We start from the raw sequence: 10,074 nt of genomic DNA, 5'->3' as shown, positions 1-10,074 counted from the left end.
AGCCGTAAAATGTCTGTGTGGTTTGCCCATGATGTTCTCCTCCCTTCATTAACCATTCTAACGGCTCAGTTCTCTATTTCCAACTGGTTCAAGACAAGATCAGCCTCTACTCACTTGCTCATCCGGAGATGCTCCTTGGCCCTCGCAGTGCAATGCGTGTAATGACTGTTGTCTTGACAGGACAACTCGTTTATCAGTTCTTCTCTGCCGAGCCCACTGCCAACGACCGCCGAAACTAACCCTGATTATTCGTTAATAAACGGAATGAGTACGAGCAATGATGAAGAGAAATGTTGATGTAATGTGAATAGATGTGCCATCCGGGCACGGCACTCGAAGGCCGCTGGTTTTCGGGTATCGGATAAAAAATCTCCCGCCAGCCGAAAAGCCCCCATTAGCCTGCGAGTCTCCGGCGAGATTCGAGGCGTTGTTTCCCCTGTGGAAAATCGTGCGCCATGGTGAAGATCGTTTGTTCTGATACGTCAACGTCCTTCCTGGCGGCCGGGGGGCAATGCCGTTATGCGGGATAACTTGGAAAGCATTGGATGGCTCAGATGGAGGATATTGGTAAGCAATCGCTTTCCTGCTGCTTTCATTATACCACGAAAGACAACGGAAGACCAACTGCAATAATTGCGATGAGAATCGGGATTCCATCATGCATAACAATGTCATCCGCGGACAGGGAAAGCGAAATAGATTATAGCGCCGCTCGGGTATCTACGCCCGTTTTGACGCCAAGGATCTTTCTCTCCTATAATATTTACAATTTAGTTATCTGTAGCAGCCTTCGGGTTCCTTGAATTTACCTCGTTCCAAATGGCTTCTTGTTATGGACACCAGCACACTTCAATCAAATTCTGCGCGCGCGGAATCAAAGTCCGAAAACCTGCGGCCTTGCCCGCACTGAGTTCACCCCTGTCATTGCTTCATCAAGCGGAGACGCATATGCCAAAGATACGATGCTCATGGACCAAGGATGATCCGCTCGCCATTCAATACCATGATGAAGAATTCGGCGTGCCGCTCGAGCGGGATGACGACCTGTTCGAACGATTATCCCTCGAGATATTCCAGGCCGGCTTGAGTTGGCGCCTCATCCTCCACAAGCGCGAGGCGCTGAGGCGGGCATTCGCGAACTTTTCAATCAAGAAAGTGGCGGCGTTCACGGAAAAAGATATATTACGGCTGTTAAACGATAAAGGCATCATTAGAAACCGGCTCAAAATCACGGCCACAATCGAAAACGCGAAACGGGTCCAGAAAATCATCTCGGAATACGGCTCGTTTGCCGCTTATCTGAAACAGGTGAACGGGAGCCCTGAAGAGATGAATCGGGAACTGAAAAGAAAGTTCAGCTTCATGGGCCCGAAAATCTCGGAAAGTTTTCTGCAGAGCATCGGAAAGACGCCGCCCTGGCATGAGCCAAATTGCTGGAGGTATAGAGGAGAAAGCTGATAGCCGTTGTAGCACCCCGATAATCGAGTAACGACGTGAAAACGGACAGCGCTCAAAAACCGGTCATCGGTTGGTTCTGCACGTATACCCCTGAGGAATTGATCCTCGCCGCAGGCCTCGAAAGCAGGCGCATTCTCGGGGATGCAGCCGGCATGGCGGCAGCCGACACGTATCTGCATCCGAACCTCTGCGCATTCGTGCGCGCGTGCTTCGGCTCGCTTCTCAACAATCCCAATTCCTTTGCAGGCGTTGTCGGGATCGACTCGTGCGACGCGATGAGGCGCCTGTTCGATGCCTGCCGCCATTTCCTTCCCGTTCAATTCTCTCATATCCTCGCGCTCCCGCACGAAGTCAATGAGGATGCGGTTCAATTCTTCCATGCCGAACTGCAAGCGTTCACGCCGGCCTTGCGCACATACAGCGGCAATAATCTAAACGACGACAACCTTCTGCGGGCGATCGCGATAACAAACGAGACGCGTCTGATCCTCAGCGAACTCGACGAGCTTCGCCGCGCACCAACCGGCATCGTCGCCTCGCAATACTACCGCATCCTGCGGCAGTCGATGGCATCCGATAAGAAAGAATTCAACAGAGCATGGCGGGGAAGGCTTCAACAATTGCGAGAATCCAATCCCGCCTCTCGAGAAGGCGCGCGCGTGGTCCTTTCCGGCGGAGTGCTCGACGACATGTGGATCGTCGAAACCATTGAAGCTGCCGGCGGACATGTTGTCGCGGATGACCTCTGCTGCGGCAGCAGATATTTTGGCGGCCTGGTCCGGACCGACGGCGACCCGCTCCTGCAAATCGCCGAGCGCTATATCCGGCGCCTCCCCTGCGCTCGAATGAACACGACGGGAAAACGGATCGATCATCTTCTGGAACTGGTGCGCCAAACGAACGCAACCGGCCTGATCTATTACTCGGTAAAATTCTGCGATCCCCATACGCTCGACTGGGTGATGATCCAGCCCGAATTGCAGCGAATGCGTATCCCGGCGCTCAGATGCGAAGCCGATTACTCGCCCGGCAACCGCGAACAAATCAGGACCCGCATCGAAGCCTTCCTCGAAATGCTGAGCTGAAAATATGGGGACAGAGACCATATTTAAATCGTTATTATAGTTTAGTGCTAATGAATAAACAAAGGGAAAATATGGGGACAGAGACCATATTTATATCGTTATTATATTTTAGCGCTAATGGATAAACATGACCGCTCGCTTGGATTTGATCTGATGGAGATTGCTCCCGGGAATCACGACCCGCATCTCTTAAGCCGTTAGATTCGAGGATGTCCCATCGCTGGGAACCAGCGGAAGCAATCACGGGACTGTCTCTCTGTCCGGAGAGCTTCTTATTTTCGAGAAAGGCGAAAGAAGACAACGTTCTAAGAGGAAGTAATTAGAGGATAGCAGGACATCATGGACACGCCGGAAGACATGCCACAGATATTTCGCCTGATGCTCGAAAAAAACGAGGACGCGGGCGTCGATCCGAATGCGCTTCAGGGAACCTTGATGCGCAGCATGAGTTTCGCGCGGCTGCTTTATGACGCCTTTGCCTCCGGCAAGCCAGTGGTGTGGATCAACGTCTTTGTTCCGCCTGAATTGATCTTCGCCTGCGGCTGCACTCCCTTCTGGATGGACGGTGCGGGCGGGTTCTCCGGCTGGGTAGACTTGCGAGAAGCCTTCGAGCGGGCCGACACGTTTCTTCCATCCCGCGATACGTGCACGTTCCTTCGAGCCGCTATCGGCGGAGTCTTTACCGGCATGTTTCCTCCGCCGGATATCGTGGTCTGCACTTCCCACCTGTGCGAGAGCAGCCCGAAAATCGGGCAGATGACCGCCCGACATTTCAAAAAGGATTTTCACTCGCTCGATGTGCCCGCTTCTCTCTCGGGGGGCGCCGCCGGCGCCGTTGACTATGTCGCGCGCCAGATCGAGCGGCTCGCCCGGCGCCTGTCTCATCTTGCCGGAATAGACGTCGACATCGACAGACTGCGGCTCGCTCTCTCGCTCAGCAATCAGACGCGTGCTCATTTTGTCTCCGTTGCTGAAAATCGGAAACACATCCCCGCCTGCGCCACCGGCTCACAATTCATCGGAATGAGCCTGATCTATCCGTGGGGAACCGACGACGGCGTCGCTATCGCCCAGGCTTTTGACGAGGAACTCTGGCGCCGGCTTTCCAAAAAATTTTCGGCGGTGGAAGGAGGTGAAAAAAACCGCTTGATGTGGATACACTTGCGTCCAGTCTTCGAAACCGATATCATGAACTATGTAGAACGGGAACTGCGTTCGGTCGTTGCCATCGATGTGCTGGGCGAAATATGGTGGCCGGAGCTCGATCTCGATGACCCGTTTCGCGCGCTGGCCGTGAAAATGCTCTCGAATCCCGAACTGCAGCCGATGGAAGCAAAAATCAAGCGTCTCATCGATCTGGTCCGGTCATATTCGGTTGACGGGGTCGTGCATTTCCTGCACTGGGGCTGCAGATGGAATTACGGGCAAAACATTCTGTTCAAGCACGCTCTGGCCGAAGCGGGCGTTCCGCTGCTCGCGCTGGACGGCGATGCCGTCGATAGAAGGGCCGCTCCCTACGGCCAGATGGTGACGCGCCTCGAAGCCTTCCTGGAACTGCTCGAAACAGGCGGCGCTCGAAGACGGACATGATGCACGAAAACGCTGGGCTCCACGGCGGCCCATCAACTCAACAGGCGGCGGAACAAGAAGACGTGAAGGAAAACAAGAGCCCCGGCTCGGACACCCCGAACATCCTGCCTCTCTTGCTGATCGCGTGGATTCTTTTCCTTACCAAAGGATTCCTCTATTCATCAATCACTCCTCTCTGGGAGGGCGTCGATGAGCCGTTCCACTTCGCATACGTCCACTCCCTCGCCGCAGGCGGCTCTCTTCCCGTGTGGGGGGAGACGTTTGTCGATGCCGACATCGCGCAATCCACGGCTTATCTGCCGCTGCCGCCTCTGATGCCTCAGTTGACGGGAGAGTCCGAGAAATTCTCGTATCTCGAGTATTGGCGTATGCAGCCCGAGCGCCGGCAAGAACTGAGGCGCGCGCTCGACGCGCTACAAGCCGACGCCGACGCGCTGAATCCGTCATCGGCGCGCCTCTACCAGGTTCAACATCCGCCGCTGTACTATCTCCTCTGCGTGCCGGTCCTGGAGTTGCTGAACCCGCTGAACCTCGTCGACAAAGTCTATGCGCTTCGCCTGTTCTCGGTTTTCCTGGCGTCTCTCTCGCTTCTCGCGGCCGCGCCCGTGGCGAAACGAAATTTTTCCGCGGGAATCACGCTGGCGGCGCTCGCCGCCCTGTGGCCTGTTCTCTACATCGACGTCGCGCGCGTCGGCAACGACAGCCTCGGAGCCGCTATCTTCTCTCTGCTGTTCTGCGCTCTCGTCTTCTACTCCGAACGGAAGACACCGCTCCGCGCCGCTCTCATCGGAGCGCTCCTCGGCCTCGGGCTCCTCACTAAGGCGTATTTCCTCACCGCGATCCCGGCAATTGCCGTATCCCTTGCTATCCTTGCAGCGTCCGAGAGAGACAGATGGAAGAGACCGCTGATCGACGGCTGCATTATCTTTGCTTCCGCGGCGGCGATCGGCGGATGGTGGTATGTGCGCAACTACATGCTTTACGGAACATTCTCCGGCCTGCAGGAATCGATCTACTTTCCGTCGGTGGGACTGATCGAGAAAATGAGGGCAACCCTCGACGTCTCATGGCCGCTGCTCATCAAGCACCTCTTCGTCACCTTCTCATGGGTCAGCGGCTGGAGCTTTCTTCATCTGCCCAAGCCGGCTTACCTCATCTTTGCCGCCGGCTTTATCCTCGCTGCCGCCGGACTCGTGAAATATCTCCTGGCCGGGAATCGGCGAAAAGAAGACCTGTGCATGCGTCATGCGCTTGTCGCGGCAGGACTGCTTTTCCTTTTCTTCTCTGCGGGAGTCGCATATCACCAGGTAAACGTGATGGCGACCGTGAAAGTGATGGGCGGGCCGGGCGGCTGGTATTTCTACGCGCTCGTCATTCCGATAAGTTTCGTCGCCGCGTTTGCCGTAGTCAAATTGCAGGGCGCCCTCGCGCGGTGGGCCTTCCTTCTGTTTTCAGGCGCTCTGTTTGTTGTGGAGCTTTTCGGTTTCTTCTCCATGCTCCTTCCTTACTACGCAGGATTCGCCGTGCCCGCCGCCGATGGCTGGGGAGTGGCGCCGGCAAATGCAGGCGCGATTCCCCTCAATGAAGCGCTCTGGCGCCTTCTTGCAAACAAGCCCGACTTCCTCAGCCCGTCCGTTCTCGCCGTCTCCGCCGCCACATACATCATCCTCTACCTGCTCCTGATGCTCATTTGGTCCAGAAACACGCTTGTGAAGGCCTCATCCTGAACCCATATCCGCGCATTACGGAACTCCACATCGAATTCCGCCAAACACAAATTCCCCCTTTTTAAAGGGGGACTAAGGGGGGATTTCTCGCCTCTGATTCTCTATGTAGGGGCACGGCGAGCCGTGCCCGAAAGACTGTTATCCAACCACCAAGACACAAAGACACGAAGAAAAGCAAAACCACGGATGCGCACAGATTCACACGGATTACTGAAACCTAATAAAATGCCGATGTAGGGGCCGGCACGCCGTGCCCGAAAAACACCAAGACGCGAAGAAAATTCAAACCACAGATCCACACGGATGGACACAGATGAACGCGAACACGCGGCCCCAGCCGCGCATTTAATCTTCCTCTTCTTGCTTCACCACGAATTCCACAAATTAATCGAATTATTTATACCGATTTATGTATTTTCTCGTAGGGGCACGGCGGGCCGTGCCCGGAAGATGTTATTTTCAACCGCGGCGTTAGCCATGCCTGCCACGCGTCTCGCGTGGTCATCTAAACCTTCCTTTTGTGTCATTCTGACCCCGGACATGATCCGGGGGAAGATCTCTCTTTTCAGACCTGGAACCTGAAACTCCAAACAGTGAACCTGAAACTGTTCTTCTTGCTTGGTAGCACAGGCGTCCCGCCTGTGGTCTTTCTTACTCCCGCGCCTCGCGGGATTTCAGTGGACTCTAGCTGTGGACTGTTACCTGCCTTTATCTCCTCCAACCTGAAACCTGGAACTTGAAACCTGGAACTACTTTTTTACCACGGAGGCCACGGAGACTCACGGAGAAAAGACGAAATCCAACCACCAAAACACCAAGGCACAAAGACGACTTTGAACCGCCATTTTCCTTTACAAGAAAAAGATCATATCCACAGGAGCAAACGGAGGGAACGGAGAATTCCTTCTGCCGACGCAAGCTTTGAAACTCGAAACCTTGAACCCGAAACATTGAAAACATGTAGCGCAGGCATCCTGCCTGCTATTCTAGTGCGGTTACATATATTGCCTAAATACTTTCTCCGGCTTTCTTGTTCCGGCTACCTGGGGACTGTGGACTGTTACCTGCCTTTCTCTTCCGACTTTGAACCTTGAACTGATTTCAGACCACGGATTAACCGGATTTTCACGGATTGTAGGGGCACGGCGGGCCGTGCCCGAAAGATGTTATTATCAATCGCGGCCCCAGCCGCGTCATTCTAACCTTCCTCTCTTGTCATTCTGACCCCGGACATGATCCGGCGGAAGAATCTCTCCTTTCAACCGCCCCCGCCTTTCGCAGGAAGGCTGTTGACTGTGGAATGTGGACTGTTATCTGCCTTTTTGCGACCTCTACCGCCTCTGCGGTTACATATTGCCTTACTGCTTTCTCCGGCTTTCGATTATCGGCCACAAAAAGTCCCGAAAAGCTCGAAACGAGTCCTATTCGGGCGTGCAGATTCAGCATCATTGATCCCGATGGGTGATCCCTCGAAACGCGGGACAGGACAGGGAACAAAGCGGCCAACAATCGTAGACAGTGAAGATCTAAATTTTGAAAAAGAAGCGGCTGTCGAGCTATGGGTGTTTCGTGCTTCCAAACAGAGGACTGTATCGCTAACAGCTGTCTTTCCCGCACGGGAGCCTTTGACCCCAATGTTCATGCTGATGCTGACCGCGATTCTGGATTTCGGCTCCGCCCCCTTTCTGAACGCAACCGCTCTCCATAAATTTTTCCCTTTTCGGCCATCATCCCTGCAGTCAAAGCATTGCTTCAATTGCGGGGGAGCTCCGCTTTTCCGCCTTTGCGGTTGTCCTCTGTATTATTTGGGGTTATTGCTCAAAAAACTCTACCATACTGCTCAAAAAACATTTGACAAATAGGTTAACTGAGAGATATAATCCGCCGTGCGCGCGCGGAGAGTGACCGACCTTTTCAGAAAAAACTTCTTCATCCCATATGCCTGCAGGAGGGCCTCATGAATAGAAAGCTTGTAACAGGATTGCTTACCAGTATTCTTTTGTTTCTTGGTCCTAAGGTCTTTGCGGATACTTACTATGTGAACCAGGCTGGTGGTGAAGACTTCACAGACATTCAAACGGCATTAGATACGGTGGCCGGAGGCGGTATTCACACGATCATCGTGCGAGACGGCACATACTACGAATGGGAGATTGATTTCAACGGGAAGGCACTCACCCTCCAATCCCAGAACGGGCCTGCCGCATGCGTCATTGATTGCCAAAATGCCGGTAGAGGTTTTATTTTTCACAGTGGCGAGACAGACGCATCCGTAGTCAAAGGCTTCACAATATTGAATGGCTTTGCGAGTGGGGGATACCTTGAGAATTTGGGGGGCGGAATTTATTGCAGAGACTCATCATCACCCATGATAAGCGATTGCGTTATAAGCAACTGCTCGAGCCAGGCAGGAGGTGGAATTGCCTGTTATTCGTATTCTTTGCCAATTATTACGGATTGTACTATCAGCGACAATATAGCGGCTGGGGGAGGTGGAATCTATTGTTACAACTACTGTTCCCCCACGGTGTCGGGTTGCACTATCACGGGAAACACAGCCACCGACGAACGTAGCGGTGGCGGTGGAATTCTATTCAGCTCCCAATGTTCCCCGGAAATCACGAATTGCACGATCGCCGGAAACTCCGCAACCGGCTTATATGGCGGAGGTGGTGGAATCAAGTGTAGTTATTACGGTTCGGCCACGATTTCAGACTGCACTATACGTGGGAATACGGCCAGTTATGGCGGGGGAATAGATGTTTCATATTACATTTCACCGCGTATTAAGGATTCTATCATAAAAGATAATTCTGCTAAGCGTGGCGGCGGGCTGTGCTGCTCTTATTCGGGGTCACCCTCTGTCATCAATTGCAAAATCACTGATAACGCCTCTGATTACGACGGTGGAGGAATATACTGCTCATATAGCGGCTCACCGAGGATCTCGAATTGCACGCTCAGACGAAATACGGCGGGATATCTCGGAAATGCGATTTATACATGGTTTAGCGCTTCACCATATATCAAGGACTCAATCATATGGGACAACGGCAGTTCACCGTATTCTACTCATATTGCTGTCATGGATGCGGAATATCCGTCGTCGCTGTACATAACCTACAGTTGTGTCCAAGGTGGTGAATCCGGCGTCCATGTAAGTCCAAATTGCACCCTGCACTGGGCCGAAGGGAACATCTCAACGAATCCCCTATTTGTCGACGATGGTCCTTTGGGAGATTCATATCTGAGCCAGATTGCCGCCGGCCAGTCGTCTAATAGCCCTTGTTTAAATACAGGAAGTGACGACTCAGACGATCTCGGAATGGATACCTACACCACACGCACGGATCATGTTTATGATTCTGGCGTCGTGGATATGGGATTTCACTATTTAGTGATTCCAGACTTGACTCACATAAACTTGTCCTCTCCACGAAACAAATTCATTCTATATTCTCCCCCCACATTTACCTGGCGGGTTGACGGAGGCACAAACAATGCTTTTGCATTGGAATTGTTTCTGGGTGACAAGAAATGGTCAACCAGAACATCCGAGACTAGTTGGACAATGCCGCAGTCATGGTGGAACAAGGTCCCTATCGGAAGTTTGATTAAATGGCAAGTTCGCGGAGTAGACTTGGACCACACGCCATTGACTGTCGTTTCCAGCGATGAACTATGGTCCTTTGTACGTTCTGACACCTATGAAACCTGGGACCTCTCTTGGAACGAAACATGGTTCTGCCCAGGTATGGGGGAGATCGGTTGGTCAAACAGTATTAATAGCATGGAGGTCGCATCTAGTGAAAACCGTTTCTCAGCCGCTGGAACTGATGCGAGCTCTTATATCGATAAGATATACGCTTTGAGCGGAGAACAGAACGGGAGCATAATTAGTTTTAATTTCGGTTTCTATGAAGACATTCAGAATCCAGATACCTTCTACTACAGGTGTACTGGAACTCGATCAGGCCAGATTATAACCGGAACTCTCACTGCACATGATCCAGCATCAGATTGCACGTTCGTTTCCGGAGACTTCACGGTGGAAATCGGCACAAATTGACAAATCAAGAACTGGCATTTTTTCAACCACTGAGCGCGGAGGAAAGACTAAATATAGCGTCCTAAATAATTGCGCATAATTTCCTAAGGGTCTGGTTAGGTTTGCGCCATGAATGAAACTGCGTGCAGACGGTCTCGATCAGCTC

Annotated in this window: 7 protein-coding genes; all 7 read left to right on the top strand. The window is 52.7% G+C overall.

Annotation, left to right across the window (positions count from 1 at the left end):
* Positions 1-948: 948 nt before the first annotated feature.
* Positions 949-1,458 (top strand): DNA-3-methyladenine glycosylase I, encoded by a 510-nt coding sequence (locus tag C4520_14700; GenBank protein ID RJP18302.1) that lies wholly within the window; start codon positions 949-951, stop codon positions 1,456-1,458.
* 35 nt (positions 1,459-1,493) lie between these two features.
* A complete protein-coding gene (locus tag C4520_14695; GenBank protein ID RJP18301.1) occupies positions 1,494-2,543 on the top strand; it encodes a 2-hydroxyacyl-CoA dehydratase in 1,050 nt (349 codons plus the stop codon).
* A 339-nt stretch (positions 2,544-2,882) separates the two neighbouring features.
* Positions 2,883-4,133: a 2-hydroxyacyl-CoA dehydratase gene (locus tag C4520_14690; protein RJP18300.1), complete on the top strand. Its 1,251-nt coding sequence runs from the start codon at positions 2,883-2,885 to the stop codon at positions 4,131-4,133.
* The gene (locus C4520_14685; GenBank protein ID RJP18299.1) at positions 4,130-5,860 is read left to right on the top strand and encodes a hypothetical protein; all 1,731 of its coding nucleotides are present in this window, start codon (positions 4,130-4,132) and stop codon (positions 5,858-5,860) included. Before C4520_14690 ends, C4520_14685 begins: the two co-directional genes overlap by 4 nt.
* Before the next feature lie 303 nt (positions 5,861-6,163).
* Positions 6,164-6,442: a hypothetical protein gene (locus C4520_14680; GenBank protein ID RJP18298.1), complete on the top strand. Its 279-nt coding sequence runs from the start codon at positions 6,164-6,166 to the stop codon at positions 6,440-6,442.
* Positions 6,443-7,494: 1,052 nt separating this feature from the next.
* The gene (locus C4520_14675) at positions 7,495-7,722 is read left to right on the top strand and encodes a hypothetical protein (GenBank protein ID RJP18297.1); all 228 of its coding nucleotides are present in this window, start codon (positions 7,495-7,497) and stop codon (positions 7,720-7,722) included.
* Between the two features lie 95 nt (positions 7,723-7,817).
* Positions 7,818-9,929 (top strand): hypothetical protein, encoded by a 2,112-nt coding sequence (locus C4520_14670; protein RJP18296.1) that lies wholly within the window; start codon positions 7,818-7,820, stop codon positions 9,927-9,929.
* Positions 9,930-10,074: the final 145 nt, after the last annotated feature.

This window comes from Candidatus Abyssobacteria bacterium SURF_5 (genome assembly GCA_003598085.1).
Classification (GTDB): domain Bacteria; phylum Abyssobacteria; class SURF-5; order SURF-5; family SURF-5; genus SURF-5.
This window is presented reverse-complemented; position numbering and strand designations above follow the sequence as displayed.